At 64.5% G+C, this 18,311-nt stretch carries 17 protein-coding genes; 13 read left to right on the top strand and 4 right to left on the bottom strand.

The genetic code is table 11. The features are described 5' to 3' along the window. Positions 1–40: 40 nt before the first annotated feature. The 6 genes from ACFUOZ_RS09880 to ACFUOZ_RS09855 are packed head-to-tail and all read left to right on the top strand — an operon-like array spanning position 41 to position 6,546. Positions 41–997 (top strand): ABC transporter permease, encoded by a 957-nt coding sequence (locus ACFUOZ_RS09880; protein WP_377547381.1) that lies wholly within the window; start codon positions 41–43, stop codon positions 995–997. 3 nt (positions 998–1,000) lie between these two features. Next, on the top strand, positions 1,001–3,112 hold the full coding sequence (locus tag ACFUOZ_RS09875) for a dipeptide/oligopeptide/nickel ABC transporter permease/ATP-binding protein (protein WP_377547378.1): 2,112 nt from the start codon (positions 1,001–1,003) through the stop codon (positions 3,110–3,112). Beyond that, entirely contained in the window at positions 3,109–3,906 is a 798-nt protein-coding gene (locus ACFUOZ_RS09870) for an ATP-binding cassette domain-containing protein (RefSeq protein ID WP_377547376.1), read from the top strand. The genes ACFUOZ_RS09875 and ACFUOZ_RS09870 overlap by 4 nt, the downstream gene beginning before the upstream one ends. 37 nt (positions 3,907–3,943) lie before the next feature. Beyond that, complete coding sequence (locus ACFUOZ_RS09865; protein ID WP_377547374.1) at positions 3,944–4,861, top strand: dihydrodipicolinate synthase family protein; 918 nt, start codon at positions 3,944–3,946, stop codon at positions 4,859–4,861. Between the two features lie 18 nt (positions 4,862–4,879). Further along, positions 4,880–5,863 carry an ROK family protein gene (locus tag ACFUOZ_RS09860; protein WP_377547372.1) on the top strand — a complete coding sequence of 328 codons (984 nt, stop codon included), beginning with the start codon at positions 4,880–4,882 and terminating at the stop codon, positions 5,861–5,863. Continuing rightward, entirely contained in the window at positions 5,860–6,546 is a 687-nt protein-coding gene (locus tag ACFUOZ_RS09855) for an N-acetylmannosamine-6-phosphate 2-epimerase (protein WP_377547369.1), read from the top strand. Before ACFUOZ_RS09860 ends, ACFUOZ_RS09855 begins: the two co-directional genes overlap by 4 nt. Positions 6,547–6,605: 59 nt before the next feature. Here the strand turns inward: ACFUOZ_RS09855 and ACFUOZ_RS09850 are convergent, their stop codons facing one another. Next, positions 6,606–7,451, bottom strand: a complete 846-nt coding sequence (locus ACFUOZ_RS09850; RefSeq protein WP_377547366.1) for a sulfurtransferase — start codon at positions 7,449–7,451, stop codon at positions 6,606–6,608. Positions 7,452–7,607: 156 nt separating this feature from the next. Between ACFUOZ_RS09850 and ACFUOZ_RS09845 the strand changes: the two genes are divergently transcribed. The 5 genes from ACFUOZ_RS09845 to ACFUOZ_RS09825 all read left to right on the top strand — a co-directional run bounded on the left by ACFUOZ_RS09845 (position 7,608) and on the right by ACFUOZ_RS09825 (position 13,377). After that, positions 7,608–9,065: a dihydrolipoyl dehydrogenase family protein gene (locus ACFUOZ_RS09845; RefSeq protein ID WP_377547364.1), complete on the top strand. Its 1,458-nt coding sequence runs from the start codon at positions 7,608–7,610 to the stop codon at positions 9,063–9,065. 70 nt (positions 9,066–9,135) lie between these two features. Next, positions 9,136–9,906: an ABC transporter ATP-binding protein gene (locus ACFUOZ_RS09840; protein WP_377547362.1), complete on the top strand. Its 771-nt coding sequence runs from the start codon at positions 9,136–9,138 to the stop codon at positions 9,904–9,906. Beyond that, a complete protein-coding gene (locus tag ACFUOZ_RS09835) occupies positions 9,903–11,939 on the top strand; it encodes a YhgE/Pip family protein (RefSeq protein WP_377547359.1) in 2,037 nt (678 codons plus the stop codon). The genes ACFUOZ_RS09840 and ACFUOZ_RS09835 overlap by 4 nt, the downstream gene beginning before the upstream one ends. Next, entirely contained in the window at positions 11,936–12,568 is a 633-nt protein-coding gene (locus ACFUOZ_RS09830; RefSeq protein WP_377547356.1) for a TetR/AcrR family transcriptional regulator, read from the top strand. The genes ACFUOZ_RS09835 and ACFUOZ_RS09830 overlap by 4 nt, the downstream gene beginning before the upstream one ends. A gap of 161 nt (positions 12,569–12,729) precedes the next feature. Continuing rightward, positions 12,730–13,377, top strand: a complete 648-nt coding sequence (locus ACFUOZ_RS09825; RefSeq protein ID WP_377547354.1) for a hypothetical protein — start codon at positions 12,730–12,732, stop codon at positions 13,375–13,377. Positions 13,378–13,419: 42 nt separating this feature from the next. Here the strand turns inward: ACFUOZ_RS09825 and ACFUOZ_RS09820 are convergent, their stop codons facing one another. Next, entirely contained in the window at positions 13,420–14,331 is a 912-nt protein-coding gene (locus ACFUOZ_RS09820; RefSeq protein ID WP_377547352.1) for an EamA family transporter, read from the bottom strand. 72 nt (positions 14,332–14,403) lie between these two features. Here ACFUOZ_RS09820 and ACFUOZ_RS09815 point away from each other — a divergent pair, with 72 nt between their 5' ends. Then, a complete protein-coding gene (locus ACFUOZ_RS09815) occupies positions 14,404–15,351 on the top strand; it encodes a LysR family transcriptional regulator (RefSeq protein WP_377547350.1) in 948 nt (315 codons plus the stop codon). On the opposite strand, the gene ACFUOZ_RS09810 is transcribed toward ACFUOZ_RS09815, so the two are convergent. Then, on the bottom strand, positions 15,332–15,856 hold the full coding sequence (locus ACFUOZ_RS09810) for a SixA phosphatase family protein (RefSeq protein ID WP_377547348.1): 525 nt from the start codon (positions 15,854–15,856) through the stop codon (positions 15,332–15,334). The two genes, ACFUOZ_RS09815 and ACFUOZ_RS09810, sit on opposite strands and share 20 nt — an antisense overlap. A 137-nt stretch (positions 15,857–15,993) precedes the next feature. Then, positions 15,994–16,860: a winged helix-turn-helix domain-containing protein gene (locus tag ACFUOZ_RS09805; RefSeq protein WP_377547346.1), complete on the bottom strand. Its 867-nt coding sequence runs from the start codon at positions 16,858–16,860 to the stop codon at positions 15,994–15,996. A 707-nt stretch (positions 16,861–17,567) separates the two neighbouring features. On the opposite strand from ACFUOZ_RS09805, the gene ACFUOZ_RS09800 reads away from it, so the two are divergent. Beyond that, positions 17,568–18,308: a response regulator transcription factor gene (locus ACFUOZ_RS09800; RefSeq protein ID WP_377547344.1), complete on the top strand. Its 741-nt coding sequence runs from the start codon at positions 17,568–17,570 to the stop codon at positions 18,306–18,308. The last annotated feature ends 3 nt before the right edge of the window (positions 18,309–18,311 follow it).

Here is an 18,311-nt window from a genome sequence, read left to right as displayed (position 1 = left end):
CAGAGCAGGCCCCGCAACCCACAATCAACCGGAGAACACATTGGTCACGATATTGCGTCTGCTCGGCCGCAGACTTGCAGCATTGCCATTAATGATCCTGGGCATCACGTTGCTCGTCTTCCTCGTCCTGCAGGCCGCTCCCGGCGACCAGGCCAGCTCGGCCCTCGGTGACGGCGCAAGCGAAGAAGCAAAGCAGCAGTACCGCCAGGACAACGGCCTCAACGATCCCCTGGTCCTGCAGTACTTCCGTTTCCTCGGCAAGCTCCTGCAGTTCGACCTCGGCGTCACGACTCCCCCGGCAAAGTCCGTCGCTTCCATGATCGGCTCGGCCTTTCCCCTGACTCTTCAGCTGACCTTCCTCGGCGTCCTGATCGCGATTGTTGTTTCGCTGGCATTCGGCATCATCGGCGCCCTGTACCGCGACAAATGGCAGGACCAGCTGGTCCGGGTCTTCTCGATCGCCGCGATCGCCACACCGTCGTTCTGGCTCGGCATCCTCCTTATCCAGTGGTTCGCGCTCGGCGAGAACCCGATGTTCCCCTCGGGCGGTATTGCGACGCCGGAATCCGGCTTCGGCGGCTGGCTCAACTCAATGGCGCTCCCGGCTTTGGCGCTCGGCATTCCCGTGTCGGCCTCGCTGATCCGCGTGGTCCGCACCTCGATGGTTGAAGAACTCGACCGCGACTACGTCCGCACCGCCATCGGCAACGGCGTCCCGTACCGCGAAGTAGTTTCCAAGAACGTCCTCCGCAACGCGCTCGTCACCCCGGTGACCGTTCTGGGACTGCGCGTCGGCTACCTCCTCGGTGGCGCCGTCGTGATTGAAATGATCTTCGCCCTGCCCGGCATGGGCCAGCTGATCCTCAACGGCATCACCAACCTGGACGTCAACCTGGTCCAGGGCGTGGTGCTCACCATCTCGGTCACGTTCGTTCTGGTGAACATCGTGGTGGACCTTCTTTACCTGCTCATCAACCCCCGAATCAGGACGGTATAGCTCATGCGCAGCAAGCTCGCAGAACGGCTGAGCGCCCCGGGCCTTCGTTTCAAGGCCCTGCCTTGGGGCTCCCGCATCGCCCTGTCTTTCCTCATCCTCATTGTCCTTGCGGCCATCCTGGCTCCCGTGCTGGCGCCGCACGATCCGCTGGAGACGTTCATCCCGGCAACTCCGCCGGGCGCCGAGCACTTCTTCGGCACCGACCGCCTGGGCCGCGACATCTTCTCCAGGCTCCTGTTCGGAGCCCAGTCCTCGCTCATGATCGGCCTCGGCGCCGTGGGCCTGGCGATCCTGGTGGGCGCGCTCTTGGGCTCGTTCGCCGCGACCTCCAGCAAGTCCGTCAACGAGATCATCATGCGGATCATGGACATCCTCATGGCCTTCCCGGGCATCGCCCTGGCGGCAGTGCTCCTGGCGGCGTTCGGCAACTCGGTCCCCACCATCATCATCGCGATCGCCATCATCTACACCCCGCAGTTGGCCCGCGTGGTCCGCGCCAACGTGTTGGCCCAGTACGGCGAAGACTATGTCCGTGCAGAGCGCGTGATTGGTGCCGGCCGGTTCTACATACTGGTCAAGCACATCGTGCGCAACACCGCAGCGCCCGTGCTGGTGTTCGCCACGGTCATGGTGGCCGACGCCATCATCCTCGAAGCATCCCTGTCCTTCCTGGGCGCCGGCGTGCAGGATCCCGCTCCCTCCTGGGGCAACGTCATCTCCTACGGGCGCAACCTCGTCCTCTCCGGCGGCTGGTGGGCCACCACCTTCGCCGGCCTGACAATCCTGCTGACCGTCCTTTCCCTGAACATCCTCGCCGAGGGCCTCACCGACGCGATGGTCAACCCCAGGCTCCGCCGCGCTCCGGTGGTCAAGGACGACGACGGTTCCAGCGCCGCCGTCTCCACCGTGGACACCGCGGTGGCGACGTCAGTTGCCCAGCCTTCGGTAGTTGAGGAACACGAGCTCGACGGCGTGCGCGCGGCTTCCGGGGACACGTTCACCGACGTGCTGGGCCAGTCCGCCCTGCTCACCGATGCCCCCGCCGCAACCAATCCGCACCTCCTGCTGGACCGCGAATTGGAACTCCTTGCCGCGATCGAGGCGAAACGCACCGACCGCCTCCCGCAGGTACCGGCAGGCGCACGCAACGTCCTTGAAGTGAAGAACCTGTCCATCCGCTTCCCCGGCCGCTTCGGCGATATCCCGATCGTGGACAACGTGTCCTTCACGGTCCGGGAGGGCGAAACCATGGGCCTGGTTGGCGAGTCCGGCTGCGGCAAGTCCATCACCTCCCTGGCCGTCATGGGGCTCTTGCCGAAGACCGCCCAGGTCACTGGCTCCATCACCTTTGACGGCAAGGAACTGCTGGATCCGGCGACGAAACACAGCAACCCCAAGGCCTACGTCGGCCTGCGCGGTGAGCAGATCGCCATGGTGTACCAGGATGCTTTGAGCTCCCTGAACCCGTCCATGAAGATCAAGGAACAGCTGGAGCAGCTCACCAAGCGTGGCGGCCGAAAGACCCCCTCGGAGCTGCTGGAAATGGTCAAGCTGGACCCTGTCCGGACACTGGCCAGCTACCCGCACGAACTCTCCGGCGGCCAACGCCAGCGTGTGCTGATTGCCATGGCGTTGTCCCGTTCGCCGAAGATCGTGGTTGCGGACGAACCCACTACGGCCCTGGACGTCACCGTCCAGAAGCAAGTGGTGGACCTGCTCAACGAACTGCGGGAACAGCTCGGTTTCGCCATGGTGTTCGTCAGCCACGATCTCGCCTTGGTGGCCTCGCTCGCCCACCGCATCACGGTGATGTACGCCGGGCAAGTGGTTGAATCCGCGCAGGCTTCCGAACTGTTGCAGAACCCCAAGCACGAGTACACCCGTGGCCTGCTGGGCGCTGTGCTCTCCATCGAGGCCGACGCCGCCAGGCTCCACCAGATCCCCGGCACGGTTCCTTCACCGCACGATTTCGCGGTGGGAGACCGCTTCGCGGCCCGCTCGCTGCGGCCCGACGCCGACCCCAACCAGAAGCTGGTCCTCACCACTGTCGCGGCGGCGAATGGCGACGATGCCGACCACTACTGGGCGAGCCACCTGAAGGAGCACGCCAAGTGACTACCAACCCAGTGATTGAACTCAAGGACGTCAAGGTCCACCACCGGGCGCGCACCGGAGGCCTTTTCCGTCCCAACATCGTCAAAGCCGTCGACGGCGTGGATTTCACCATCAGCCGCGGCGAAACCGTCGGCATCGTTGGTGAGTCCGGCTGCGGCAAGTCCACCCTCGCGTCAGTGCTCGTGGGACTGCAGCCGCCGACGTCGGGCCAGGTCATGTTCCACGGCAAGCCGGCCATCAAACGGAACGCTGCCATGAGGCGCGAGTTCGGCCGTTCGGTTTCCGTGGTCTTCCAGGATCCGTCCACGGCGCTGAACCCGCGCATGACCATCCAGGACATCCTGACCGATCCCCTGCAGGTCCACGGCATCGGCACCGCCGCAAGCCGTGCTGCCAAGGTCAAGGAACTGTTGGCGCTGGTTGGCTTGCCGCAATCGGCAGCCGAAGTGACGCCGTCGCAAGTTTCCGGCGGCCAGCGGCAGCGTGTGGCGATCGCCCGGGCACTGGCGCTGGACCCGGACATCATTGTGGCGGACGAGCCGACGTCGGCCCTTGACGTTTCGGTCCGGGCGCAGGTGCTGAACCTGCTCTCCGACCTGAAAACGCAGCTGAACCTCGGCATGGTGTTCATCTCGCACGACATCCAGACCGTCAGGTATGTCTCGGACCGGATCTGCGTCATGTACTTCGGCAAGATCGTCGAACAAGGCACCGCCGCCCAGGTCTTTGACAACCCCAGCAACGATTACACCCGCAAGCTGCTTGGCGCTGCCCCCAGCCTGCTCCACAACTAGCTTTTCCTTTCGCAAGTTACAAACAACGGAGATTTCTGTGTCCACTCAGTTCCAGGGCGTCATTCCCCCGGTCATCACCCCCCGCCACACCGATGGCAGCATCGACGTCCAGTCGTTGAAGAACGTCACCAAGCACCTGATCGACGGCGGTGTGTCCGGACTCTTCGTGCTGGGCTCCTCCGGCGAAGTTCCCTACCTCACCAACGAAGAGCGCGAGCTGGTGGTGACCACCATCGCCGAAGCCAACGCCGGTGCGGTGCCCCTGATCGTGGGCGCCAACGAACAGACGACCAACCGTGTCATCGAGGAAGCCCGCAAGGTGGTGGACCTCGGCGCCGACGCCATTGTGGTGACGTCCATGTACTACGCGATCGGCAACGCCGCGGAGACCGAGACCCACTTCCGCAGCATCCACGAGGCCATCGACAAGCCCATCTTTGCCTACGACGTTCCCGTCCGGACACACTTCAAGCTGCCCACCGATTTGTTGGTTCGCCTTGGCCGCGACGGCGTGATCGCCGGTGTCAAGGACTCTTCCGGCGACGACGTGTCCTTCCGGCAGCTCCTCCTGGCGGCCAAGGACATCCCCAACTTCGACATCTTTACCGGCCACGAAGTTGTGGTCGACGGCGCCCTCCTGGGTGGCGCGCAGGGCGTTGTTCCGGGCCTCGGCAACGTTGATCCCGCCGGTTACCGCCGCCTGTTCGATGCCGCGCAGGCCGGCGACTGGGCTGCGGCTGCCCGCGAGCAGGACCGCCTGGCCGACGTCTTCGAGATCGTCTACACCCCTGGCGGCCGGGTGTCCGGCGGTGCAGCGGGCTTGGGTGCGTTCAAGACCGCCCTCCAAATCATGGGCATCATCGAGTCCAACACGATGAGCTCGCCGATGCCGTCCCTGAATGAGTCCGAGACTGCCGCGATTCGTTCGATTCTGGAGCGGAACGGGCTGGTCTAACCTTCCATGCCCCCTTCCGTGACCCACGTAATCGGCGTTGACCTCGGCGGCACCAAGACCGCCGCCGGGGTTGTCTCCTCGTCCGGGGAAGTGCTGTTCTCGGACACCATTCCCACGCTGAACAGGGCCGGTGGCGAGGCGATCCTTAATGCCACCGCTGCGCTGGTTGCGGGCTTGGTGGAGCGCGCCGCCGACGCCGGACTGACCGTGTCCGGCGTCGGCGTGGGCTCTGCCGGGGTCATCGACGCTGCTGCCGGGGTGGTTGTCTCGGCCACGGATGCCATCCTTGGCTGGGCCGGAACCCCGCTGGTTTCCGGGCTTTCGGCGCGTCTGGGGCTTTCCGTTCGCGCCGTCAACGACGTTCACGCCCATGCCCTTGGCGAAGCGTGGATCGGTGCCGCCGCTGGTTCCTCAAGTTCGCTCATGGTGGCGTTCGGGACCGGCGTCGGCGGCAGCTTTGTCCTGAACGGTCACCCTGTTCTCGGGCACCGTTTTGTGGGCGGGCATGTGGGGCATTTCGCCTCGCCGCATGCCTCTTTTGAAGGCCGGCCCTTGCCGTGTGTGTGCGGTTCCGCCGGGCACGTGGAGGCCGTGGCTTCCGGCCCGGCAATCCACGGGTCCTTCCTTCGTTTTGGCGGTTCCGCGGCCGAGGCCACGGACACGCGTGGCGTGTTCGAGCTCGCCAAGGGAAACCACGACGGCGGCGGTTTAGCCGGCTCCCTCGAGAGTGTCACCGCAGCGCGGGCCGCCGTCGAACTCGGTGCTGTATCCGCTGGGCAAGCGGTGGGTGGGTTGATCAACATCCTCGATCCCGAAACCGTGGTTATTTCCGGTGGCCTCGCTGATTCCGGCGAGCTGTGGTGGAAGCCCATGGAAGCCGCACTGCGGCAGGAGCTGCTGGCTCCGTTGCTCGCTGTTCCCGTTGTCCGCGCGGCGCTGGGTAACAGCGCCGCCATTGTTGGTGCCGCGAAACTCGTACTCCCTGAAGGAATTCCCCTGTGATCCTCACCTCCGAAAACCTCGAAGCCCTGCGTTCCCAACTGATCGTCTCTTGCCAGGCCTACCCCGGCGAGCCCATGCGGGATCCCCGGACCACGGGCCAGGTGGCGGCCTCGGCGGTGATCGGTGGAGCGTCCGCGATCCGGGTCCAGGGGCTTGCCGACGTGCAGTTCACTCGCGCCGCCGTCGAAGTTCCTGTAATTGGACTCTGGAAAGACGGGCACGACGGTGTGTTCATCACGCCCACGCTCCGCCATGCCCTGGCCGTGGCCAATGCCGGGGCGCACGTGGTGGCCATCGACGGGACGCGGCGTTCGCGGCCGGATGGACTTTCCCTGGCTGGGACGATTTCCGGAATCCATGCGGAGTCGCACGCTTTGGTCATGGCTGATTGTGGCTCGTTCGATGACGCCGTTGCTGCTGTTGACGCGGGCGCGGACCTGATCGGCACCACCTTGGCGGGTTACACCGGCGAGCGCCCCAAGACGGACGGCCCGGACCTGGCCCTGCTGGAACGGATTGCGGGCGCAGACCTGGGAAAGCCCCTGATTGCAGAAGGCCGCATCCACACCCCGGCCCAGGCGCGTCAGGCCCTCGACGCCGGTGCCTTCGCGGTGGTTGTCGGCACCGCGATCACCCACCCGGCCAGCATCACGGGTTGGTTCAAGGGCGCGATGCACGCCTAGCTACATTTTCTGCTGGATCATTCCGTGGACCCACCCTGCGGGTTCCCTACCTGGCGCGGTTACTCAAGGTGCAGCACTGAATGATCCAGCAGAATTTCCACAGGCCGGTCGAAGGCATGCCCGTATTGGGACCAGCCTCCGACGAACAGCTTGCCGTGCCCCATGCCGAGGTGTTCCATCATCAGCAGGTTGTGGCAAGCGGTCACTCCTGAGCCGCAGTAGGTAATGGTCCCGGCAGCGGAGACAACGCCTGCCCGCTCGAAGTTTTGGCGGATCTGCGGTTCCGGCAAAAGGTATCCGGCGGCGTCGAGGTTCTCCCGGCAAGGGACGTTCGCGGCGCCGGGGATGTGTCCCGGTCGTGGATCGATGGGGTCTTGGCGGCCCTCGAACCGGTCACGGTTCCTGGCATCCATTGTCAGGTAGCGTGAGGAAGCTGCCTCCGAGATATCCGCAACATGACCGGCCGGCCAGCCTTGAGCAGTGAAGTCACCCTTGCCCGGCTGCGACGTCGTAGTGGAGAGCTCCCCCGGATAAGCACCCATCCCACCATTCAAAACCGCCGCCTTATGTCCCGTTGAGCGGAGCATCCACACAAGCCTTGCGGCGATGACTCCCCCGGCGTCGTCGTAAACAACCACGGTATCCGCGTCATTGATACCGGCTTCCCGCATCCCGTCAGCGAACACCTCGGGATCGGGTAGCGGGTTCCGCCCGGCTTCCGGAGACGCAGGTCCCGACAACCACAAGTCCAAATCAATGAAAACGGCACCGGGAACATGACCGCTCTGATATGCGTCTTCCCCGGAGGCGCCGTCGAGATACCAGCGGCAGTCTGCAAGAACGAAGGTTCCCAGCCTGGCGGCGCACCAGCTCCAGTCGACAAAAGGCTTCAACTCATCTCCCATGCTCTGCAGCCTAGCCAGCAATCCCAAATTATGAGATTACAATCCCATTATGTGGACCGAAGAACGCCCTTGCGAGGCCTGCTCTGCGCGCTAAAAACCCGGGAAGGCACGCAGAACGGGCCTCACAACGGAAGGGCTCCGGCGTAGGCTTTCCCCATGACTGCCGAGACCTCCCGCGAGTACGACGTAATAGTGATCGGCGCAGGCGCCGTTGGTGAAAACGTGGCCGACCGGGTGGTGCGCGGTGGCCTGTCGGCGGTAATCATCGAAAGCGAGTTGGTGGGCGGCGAATGCTCGTACTGGGCCTGCATTCCCTCCAAGGCCCTCCTTCGCCCCGGCAGCGTCCTGCATGCGGCCCAAGGAATCCCCGGTGCGACGGAGGCGATCACCGGAACCATGGACGCACCGGCGGCGCTGAAGCACCGGGACTGGTTCACCAACAACTGGCAGGACGGCAGCCAGGTCGAATGGCTGGATAGCGCCGGCATTGACCTGATCCGTGGGCGGGGCCGGATCACGGGTCCCCGCGAGGTCCAGGTGGACGCCCTCGACGGCAACAGCTACGCACTCAAGGCCAACCATGCAGTAGTCGTGGCTACCGGTTCAACGCCCACCATTCCGGACATCGAGGGGCTCAAGGACGTGCCTTACTGGACCACCCGGGGAGCTACGGCAGCCAAGGAAATCCCGCAGCGGTTCGTGGTCCTCGGCGGTGGCGTGGCAGGCGTGGAACTGGCGCAGGCTTTTGCCCGCCTCGGTGCCAATGTCACCATCGTGGCCCGCGGACGGCTCTTGAGCAGCTACGCCGAGGAAGCGGCGAACCTGGTCCTGGCCGGGCTTCGGGCCGATGGCGTCACAGTCCACCTCCACACGGATGTCCACAAGGTGGAGAAGAACGACGACGGCTCCATCACCGTGACGCTCGACGGCAAAACGGTCGACGCCGACCAACTCCTGGTTGCGTCCGGCAGGCGTCCGGCCCTGGCCAACCTGGGCCTGGAGAGCGTGGGAATCGAAGGCGAAAACGGCAAAGCCCCCCGGCTCGCGACCGATGCGAGCGGGCTGGTCGAAGGACCAGCCAGCGATGGCACCAGCGGTTCCTGGCTGTACGCCGCCGGAGATGCCGCGGGGAAGGTTCTCCTGACGCATCAGGGCAAGTACGAGGCCCGGGCAACGGGTGACGCCATCGTTGCCCGCGCCAAGGGCGAGCTCGAGGGCAGCCCACAGCCGTGGAGCCCGTGGGCGCACACCGCCAACGAGCACGCGGTCCCCAGTGTTGTCTTCACGGACCCCGAGGTGGCCTCGGTGGGACAGGGCCTCGAGGAGGCGCTCCTTCAGGGAAAGAACGTGACCGGCGTCGAACTTCCCATCAACGTCAGTGGCTCCCAACTGTACTCACCTGACTACAAGGGGTGGGCCCAGATAGTGGTGGACGAGGACCGGAGGGTGATCATCGGGGCCACCTTTGCGGGCCCCGGCGTTTCCGAACTTCTGCATTCGGCAACCATTGCCATCGTCGGCGAGGTCCCCTTGGACAGGCTCTGGCATGCGGTGCCGTCATATCCGACCATCAGCGAAGTGTGGCTTCGGCTGATGGAAAAGTATGGCCTCTGATTTCTATTTGAACTGACTGGTCAGTTTAGTTAGACTTATCGCAGACAACAGTTCTGCGAAAGGTTTCATTGTGCTGTCCGTACAGCAACTCCAGATCCACGGCCGCCGGGACGACCTCCTCCCGGCCACCTCGCTCCAAGTTCACCGAGGCGAACTCCTGCTCGTGGCCGGAGAAGGCCAGGACCAGCGGACCGCGCTGGCATTGGCGCTGAGCGGCCGCATGAAGCCGAGCAACGGCGTCCTCAGCTGGGATAACACCACCAAGACCAAGAAGATCCGGCTCGCCAGCGCCCTGGTGGACTCCCCCGGCGTCAATGAACCCGAGCAGCACCTCAGCGTCCGGGACCTCGTCACCGAAGACCTTTCCCTGATCCCCCGCCGCTACCGTGGCGCGCTGCTGAGCAAGCCGTGGCTCAAAGTGAACAGCTTCGAAGACATTGCCGGCCTCTGGATTGAACAGCTCCCCGCCGGACGCCGCCTCGAACTCCTGACGGCGTTGGCCCTGGCCGACCCTGCTACGGACCTTTTGGTCGTGGACTCCCCTGACCGCCACAGCGCCGATCCCGAAACCTGGTTGCCGAGGCTCCAGGCTTTGGCGTCCGACGCCGGGCGGCCGCTTGCCGTCGTCGCCGTCGTCGGTGCCCTCCCGGACAGCTGGACCGGCCCCGCAGCGGTGATCGGCAACTCCGTATCGCATCCCCCTGAACCGGAACCAGAGCCTGCACCCGCGCCCACTCAGCCAGCCGTCGTCGTCGAGCCCAAAGCCAAACACGCTGCCGAAACCGCGCCGGACCTGGCCGAAGAATCTGAAACCCAAACCCTCCAAAGGACTGCAAAGTGACTGTTCTGCGGCTTGCCCGCTCCGAACTCAAGCGCATGACCGGCGGGCTCCTGCCCAAGCTGACCATCCTCGCACTGACCATGGTCCCGCTGCTGTACGGCGCGGTCTACCTGTACGCGAACTGGGATCCGTACGGAAACCTGAACCAGATCGACGCAGCATTGGTGGTCGAAGACAGCGGCGCCACCGCGAAGGACGGCACGCAATTGCAGGCCGGCAAGAAGGTGGCGGACAGCCTGGTGGAGGGCCACGTCTTCAACTGGAAGCAGGTCTCCAACGCCGAAGAAGCCGACGCCGGGGTGAAAACCGGTGAATACGCGTTCGCCCTGCGGATCCCCAAGGACTTCTCGTCCAACCTGGTCTCCCCCGGCAGCTTTGACGCCGCCAACCAGGCCATGCTGCACGTCACCACCAACGACGCCAACAACTACCTCCTGAGCACCATCGTGGACAAGCTCACCACGGCCGTGCACTCCACCGTGGCCAAGGAAGTGGGCGAAGAAACCGCCAACCAGCTCCTTACCGGTTTTGGCACCATCCACGCGTCCATCGTGAAGGCCGCAGACGGCGCCTCCGAGCTCGCCACCGGTGTCGGAAAGCTCAGCGACGGCGCCGCCACCCTCCACACCGGCACCGGTCAGCTGGTCACCGGCGCGGACCAACTGGTTGCCGGCCAAACCCAGCTGCGCGACGGCGCTGTGCAGCTGAACGCGGGTGCCGGCCAGTTGAGCTCGGGGCTCACCGAGCTCAAGAACAAGACGGCGACCCTCCCCGCGGATTCGCAGAAACTCGCCGACGGCGCCGCCCAGGTGGCCGCGGGCAACGCGGAACTGAACGCCAAGGTCCAGGAAGTCGTCGGGCAATTGGACGCAGCGGACAAGGGCCTTCGCAACCGTGTGCTCGAGTCCAACGCGCGGCTTGTGGCTGCTGGTGTGCTGACCCAGGAGCAGGCCGACAAGGTCCTCGCCGACTTCGATGCCGCGGCAACTTCCAGCCCGGTCACCGACGCCAGGGCGAAGATTTCCGGTGATGCCGCCAAGATCCAGCAGCTCTCCGACGGTTCCGCCGCGGTCAGCGCCGGCGCCCAAAAGCTCGCGGGCGCAACCCCGGCTTTGACCGACGCCATTTCCCAGGCAGCAGCCGGGGCCGGGCAGCTGAATTCCGGCTCGGCCACGCTGGCAGCCGGTCAGCAGTCGGCCTTGGATGGCGCTGTGAAACTCGACGACGGTGCCCACCAACTGGACGACGGCGCCGGACAGCTGGCCAGCGGCGCAGTGACCGCGGCAGATGGCTCCCACACGCTCGCCACGGAGCTCGCGAAGGGCGCTGGAGACATCCCGAACCCCAACGATGAACAAAAGAGCAACGTCTCCAAGGTCATCGCCGATCCCGTTGCCGTGGATAACGTCTCCCAAGCCAAGGCGGGTTCCTACGGTGCCGGCCTGGCCCCGTTCTTCCTGACGCTGGCTCTCTGGATCGGTGTGTTCATGCTGGTCCAGGCCATGCGCCCCATCACCCAGCGGGCCCTGGCCTCGAACGCCCCCGCCTGGAAAATCGCCGTCGGAGGCTGGCTGCCGTTCTTCGTGGTTTCGGTGCTGCAGGCCACCATCCTGACCGTGGTGGTGGATCTCGGTCTGGGCCTGAATCCGGCCCACCCGATCGGGATGTGGCTGTTCATGCTGGCCGCTGTGATGGCGTTCAGCGCGATCATCCAAGGCATCGTGGCCCTGCTGGGTACGCCGGGCAAGTTCGTGGTCCTGATCCTGCTGGTCCTGCAGCTGGTTTCTTCCGGTGGTACGTTCCCATGGCAGACCACCCCGGCGCCCCTGCACGTGGTCCACGAGGTCCTGCCCATGGGCTACGTCGTCACCGGCATGCGGCACCTGATCTACGGCGGCGAACTCAGCATGATCTGGCCTACCGTGCTGGGGCTGCTTGGATACACTTTGCTGGGAGCGGCACTGTCCACACTGGCGGTCCGCAAGCACAAGATGTGGACCCTCAAGACCCTGAAGCCGGAGATTGCAGTATGAGCACCACCGAGCCGGCCCCTGCGGGAACCGCGGAGAAGAAGCTCCGTCCGGGCCGCACCAACGCCACCAAACAGCGGCTGTTCGAGGCATCCATGGAGCTGATCGGCGAACGCGGCGCCGCGGGAGTGACCGTGGACGAGATCGCCGCTGCTGCCGGAGTGTCCAAGGGGACCGTGTACTACAACTTCGGCAGCAAGTCGGACCTGATCGCCCAGCTTCTTCGGCACGGCGTCGACATCATGCTCGTCAGGCTCCAGGACGTCCAGGGGCAAAGCAGCGATCCCCTGGAATCCATGCAGAACATGGTGGGCCAGGCCATGGAGTTCATGGACGACTACCCCTCCTTCGCCCGGCTCTGGGTCAGCGAAAACTGGCGGACGCCCGGCGAATGGAGCGCTGTCTTTGCCGAGCTCCGGGCCGAACTCCTGGCGGTGATCGGTTCCGCGGTGGAACGCGTCGCAGCCGGCTACACCGTGGACACTTCCATTGCCCGCGGCAGCCTCGAAGCGGCCATCTTCGGAGCCATCTTCGTGGTGGGCCTGGACCGGCAGACCTACAACCCGGAACGAACCCGCGAGCAAAGCGTGGCCGCGGTGATGACCATCATGCACGGGTACGTCATCAAGTAACGCGTTGCGAGGCCTGCTCTGCGTCCCATGTCATGGCCATGGCGCGCAGACCAGGCCGCACAACGGTATCCAACTGCAATGTACGACGGCGTGGCGTGGCCACTTGGTCGGCGATGATTAACCTCATGCGTCACATGGGGAACAGCGGGAAGCTTGCGGTAGTGGCCGCCTTCGTATCATTGGCGCTGTTGGTCCTCGCGGCTGTGGTGCTCGAAGAACTGGTGTTGTACCTGTTCCTCGGAAGCGTGCTGCTTTGCTACCTCGCTTCCCTCGTGCAGCTCTTCAGCCGGCGGCGATACCTTGTGATCCTGCTCGGTGCCGTGGGAACCAGCCTGTTCATTGGCTGCAGCATCGCCTTCCTTCGCATGTGGGGTATCGCGTTCACCCAGGACGCCAACGCCTTGGGCGGTGCAGTGAGCACTGGCAGCGCGGTCAGCACCAAGGACTCCGATATCTATTTCTACCTGGCAGTCGCTGCCGGGATGGGCACACTGGCCGTGATGTTCCTCGGAGCCGTGGTGCCGTCGTTCGGATCGCGGGCGGCTGCGCCAGTGAAACGGCCGGCGCCTTCTCCCAAACGGACACCGGCCCAGCGAAAATCCACCCCGCGTCCGGCCAGCCCCGCCGCCAAGCGACCCGCAGCCCCGGCCGCCCCCGCTCCCAAGCGCCCGGCAACCCCCGCCGCCAAGCGCCCCGCACCCCAGGCAACCCCCGCTCCCAAGCGCCCCGCACCCCGTACGGCAACGACGCCGGCCAAGCGACCGGCGTCGAGCGTTCCAACCCAACGCAAGCCGGCCCCCAAACGCTAGACCCCCGCGTTGTGAGGCCTGCTCTGCGCGCTAACGGCACGTTCAGACACGCAGAGCAGGCCTCACAACGGGGGTTCCGGGACGTTTTCGGGAGGCACCGAACACCGCCGTCGCCACGCCCAGGAGCAGGATCAGCCCGCCCATGACCTCTGCGGGCGTCGGAATCTCGTTCAGGACCAGCCACGCGGCCGTCATACCCACCACCGGGACCAGGAGCGTGAAAGGCACGACGTCGGAGCTCGGGTACAGCGACAACAGCCGGTTCCAGATGCCGTACCCCACCAACGACGCGAACACTGCGGTGTACACGGCGCTCAGGATGGTGGCCGGTTGCAGGTCCGTCAGCGTTGCCCCCACGGTGCCCGGACCATCCACCACCAGCGACAATCCGGCCAACGGAACCGGCACCACGGCCCCCGACCACACCACCAAGCCCAGCCCGGAGGCCGCTTTCGAGTGCCGGGCCACCACGTTCCCCACCGCCCACGACAAGGCCGCCGCCAGCACGATCATGAGCGGAAGCACCGGAGCCACGGCACTGCGCCCCACCGCCACCACCCCCAACCCCGCGATGCCCAGCACCACGCCAAGCAGCTGCCTCCGACTCGGTCTTTCGCCAAGGAACCGGGCCGCGAGCAGGATGGTGAACAGGACCTGGGCCTGCAGCACCAGCGAGGCCAGGCCTGCGGGCATTCCGAGGGCCATGCCCAGGTACAGGAGGCCGAACTGCCCCGCACTCATGAAGAGCCCGACGCCGGCAATCGCCTTCCAGCTGACGTCCGGTTTGCGGATGAAGAAGATGAAGGGAAAAACCACCAGCACGAAGCGCATGGCCACGAAAAGCAGGGGCGGGACATCCCGGCCGTTCGTGTGCAGGCCGAGGTCGATGGCAACGAAGTTGACGCCCCAGAGGACAGCTACGAGAACGGCGAGGGCAGAGTGGCGAAGGTTCACGAGTACACTCTGACGCTCTTTTGAATGAAGCACCAGCGTTGAATTCAACATGAAACCCAGTAGATTTACTTCATGATCGATATTTCAGCCCTGAGGGCCTTAGTCGCCGTGGAGCAGCATGGATCGGTGGTGGCAGCCTCGGACGTCATGGGCTACAGCCCATCTGCGGTCTCACAGCAGATCAAGAAGCTGGAAAAGCAAACCGGAGTTGCCGTTCTGGAGCGCAACGGCCGCGGCGTCCTGCTGACCGAGCGCGGCCTGGCACTGGCAGGCTACGGACGCCGGATCATGGGCGAACTCGAAGAACTGCAGGCCACGTTGTTGGCCGATCCCGCCAAACCATCGGGCCTGTTGAGGCTGGTGGCCTTCTCCACGGCCTGCCGCGGTTTGGTGGGACCGATGCTGGGGCGGATGGCGACCACCCACCCGGATCTGGATATCACAGTCCTGGCCGAGGACCCCCGTGAAGCCGTGCAACGCGTGGCCTCAGGCGAGGCCGAACTGGCGGTGGTCCACAACTGGAACTCGGTCCCGCTGGTCATCCCGGAAAACCTGGTGCACGAGGACCTGTGCGTCGACCAGGCCGATGTCCTGGTCAACAGCAGCCACGCGCTTGCGGCGCGTTCCGCCGTCGAACGTGAAGACCTGCTGGAGGAGACCTGGATCAGTACCCCGGCAGGGGCCATCTGCAATGAGGCGCTTTTGCACATCTTCGCCGGGATTGGCCGCGTACCGGACATCCGCGTTTATGATCCAGATTTTTCCACCCACATAGCCATGGTGGAACAGGGCGTGGCCATCGCACTGGTTCCGCGTCTTGGCAGGCCCACGCTCCCGCCCGGGGTCGTCGCAGTTCCCGTGGTCAACCCGGTCCAACAGCGCGCCGTAGGGATCGTTTACCGCAAGACCATGACGGCAAGTCCCAACATCCGCCACGCCGTGCGCCTGCTCCGCGAGGTGGCCGCCCAGCAGGAACTGCACGAGACGCAGCTGCCTGCCGTTAGTGGCGTGGCACCGTGAAGTGCGTCAGCCGGGCATCCTGCCCATCGAGCTCAGCCCAGGACTTTTCGGTTTCCATGACCGTCAACGCGCTGGTTGGGTAGCGGGTGGCGGCGTCCATGTAGGCGTCGTGGTCAGAATCGCGGGAAGCCAGATGCATGGCGAGATCCTGCACACCAGGCATGTGCGAGATGACCATGAGCGTCGTCACCGTATCCGGAACGTGGTTGATGACAGTCAGCATCCGGTTGGCCGAGGCGGAATACAACCCGTCTTCCAGTTTGGGCGTGGGAGCTTTGTCGCCCAGTTCATCACACACCCAGGTGCAGGTTTGGCGGGTGCGGAGGGCGGAGGAGCACAGGATGAAGTCGGGCACGATCTTGTGCTTGAGCAACCATTTCCCGGCAAGCGGCGCTTCGCGATGCCCCCGCTCTTCCAAGGGACGCTCATGATCCGGCACGCCGAGGGGCCAATCAGCCTTGGCATGGCGCATGATCACGAGTCGCTTAAGATGGTGGTCGCTCATGCAACAACCCTATAGCCGCGAAGGCACATGCTCACTGGCCGGGCGTGCGAAAAGGCGGCACGTCCCGATAGCGCCGTTGTTGCGTGAGGAACGAGCGCAGGCGCAGAGGGATGTGCCGCCTTTCGGCAGTCAAAAGATCAGATCGAGTATTCCGGAGCGGCCCAGACGATGACCTCGGGGTGCTCGTAGAAGCGGTAGCCCTGCCCGCGGACCGTGCGCACGGTGTTGGCCAGGCGGCCCAGCTTGGAACGGAGACGGCGGATATGGACGTCGATGGTGCGCTCATTCGGCACTTCCTCGGCATTGCGCCACAGGCCCTCAAGCAATTCGTCGCGGCCCACGGTGCGCGTACCGTTTTCAACCAGGTAGTTGAGGAGCTCGAACTCCTTGAAGGTCAGGTTCAGCGACTCGCCATCCAAGTGCACTTCGCGGCGGGCAAGATCGATCAGCACGCCGGAAGGACGCGCTTCCTGCTGCGGCGCCGGACGTGCAGCTTCAGTGCGCTGGCGGGAGGCCACGGTGGGGTCACCAAAGGTGGAACGCACGACGTCGAGTGCGGACCCGGGTGCCCCGGCGGGAGCGACGGCGACGGCCGCGTAGCTCTCAGCACCGGTCACCAGGGACTGTGCGTAGGCGCGGATTTCCTGGGCAAGCTTGGCAATGGAGGTTCCAGCAGCGGCCGCGGTCTCTTCGTCGATGCCCATGTAGAGCACGAAGCCTCGGGCCACGTTGTCGTTGGCAACGGGGCGCAACCTGTCCGAGTGTGCGATCACCGGAGTGGGGGCGGTAATAGGTGCCGGCTCCGTAGCTGGTACTGCGCGCAACTGGCCATAGGAGTTGGGGTTGTACCCCTGGGGCACGTACCCGGGAGCCTGCTGGCCGGCACCCTGCGGAGCAGGAGAATAGCCGGGGCGGTTGCCGAAGCCGGGACGGAGCCCCGCGTTCGATGCGGCCTTGTTGGCGTTACGGACGGAGATGTGGACGTATCCAGATGCAACTGACATGGAGTGCTTACCTCAAAAGTGAATAGCCGTCATCGCGGCTTCGAATGCTGAATGTCCCCGCAATGAGTTTGGGGAGGGGCGCCCAACGCTGGGCTAGGGGGCGAATGCCTGAAACTTCTTGGGGTGGAAAGTTAGGCTTGCATTCGACAACAGCGGTCATCATGGCCAGCGGGTGTGCTGGACCAGGTTGCTGCGGCTGCAGGTGCTGTTGAGTTCTTGTTCACATTGGAAGTGTGCAACGTAACAAAGGCAACACGCAAGTAACAAAGCGCAGAACCGTCCACATTTTGAGACGTAGGGGTCTATTGTGCCGCAAATCACAATTCCGTGGAGGCTCGAAATGTGTGCCGCAAGATTCGGAGAAGGGAAGAAATATTCGCCTTGCAGTGAATAATATTCGGCCCATGAGGCATGATTCGCACCTTACTGCCCATGAACCGTTCCCCGACGGAATCTCACGATCTGAAACGTTTGTTGTCCAATCGGCGCTTGCCACGTTCTCGATTTTTTTGGCTGAAATCTGTTAGAAGCGATGAAACGTGTGCGGCCAGCCCCCGTTTTCTCAGGACGTCGTCCCTGAACGAATCCATAAGGCGCCACCCCTCCATCCAGGTGTCCCCGGACTCCCACCTCGCTAGTGTTGACCTCACAGGGTCCTCACAGGAGCGGCTCAGCCCGGGCAAACCAGCAGAATGGAGAGTTGTCACATGGCATCCCCGCACTCCATGACGAACAATCTTCCCCAGCTCACCCACCCCGACGGCTCCCCGATCCGTGCCCTGGTGGTGGACGACGAACCCAGCCTTGCCGAGCTCATGAGCATGGGCCTTCGCATGGCGGGCTGGTCAGTAGGCGTGGCCGCTGATGGGCCCGAAGCCGTAAAGCTCGCCAAGGAATTCCGTCCTGATGTCCTGGTGCTTGACGTGATGCTCCCCGGCTTCGACGGCGTCGAAGTCCTTAACCGGATACGTGCCTTCGCCCCGGAAGTTCCGGCCCTGTTCCTGACAGCCAAAGACGCCGTGCAGGACCGCATCGTGGGTCTGGCGGCAGGGGGCGACGACTACGTCACCAAACCCTTCAGCATGGAGGAAGTACTGCTTCGTCTGCACCGGCTGGTCCAGCGCTCAGGCGTCGCCGCCATGGACACAGCTGAGCTGGTTGTGGGCGATCTGACCCTGAACGTGGACACCCGGGAGGTCACCCGCGCCGGGGAGGACATCGCCCTGACGGCAACCCAGTTCGAACTCCTGCGTTATCTGATGGAGAACCCGAAACGGGTGGTGAGCAAGGCCCAAATCCTGGACCGCGTGTGGGACTACGACTTTGGCGGCCAAGCCAACATCGTCGAACTCTACATTTCCTATCTCCGCAAGAAGATCGAAGCGAACCACGCGCCGATGATCCACACCGTTCGCGGAGCTGGCTACGTCATCAAACCCGCGGACTAGGCC

The sequence above is a fragment of the Paenarthrobacter sp. NPDC057355 genome (assembly GCF_042667405.1).
GTDB lineage: Bacteria > Actinomycetota > Actinomycetes > Actinomycetales > Micrococcaceae > Arthrobacter.
The sequence above is the reverse complement of the archived record's forward strand: the minus strand, read 5'-3'. Positions and strand labels throughout refer to the sequence as shown.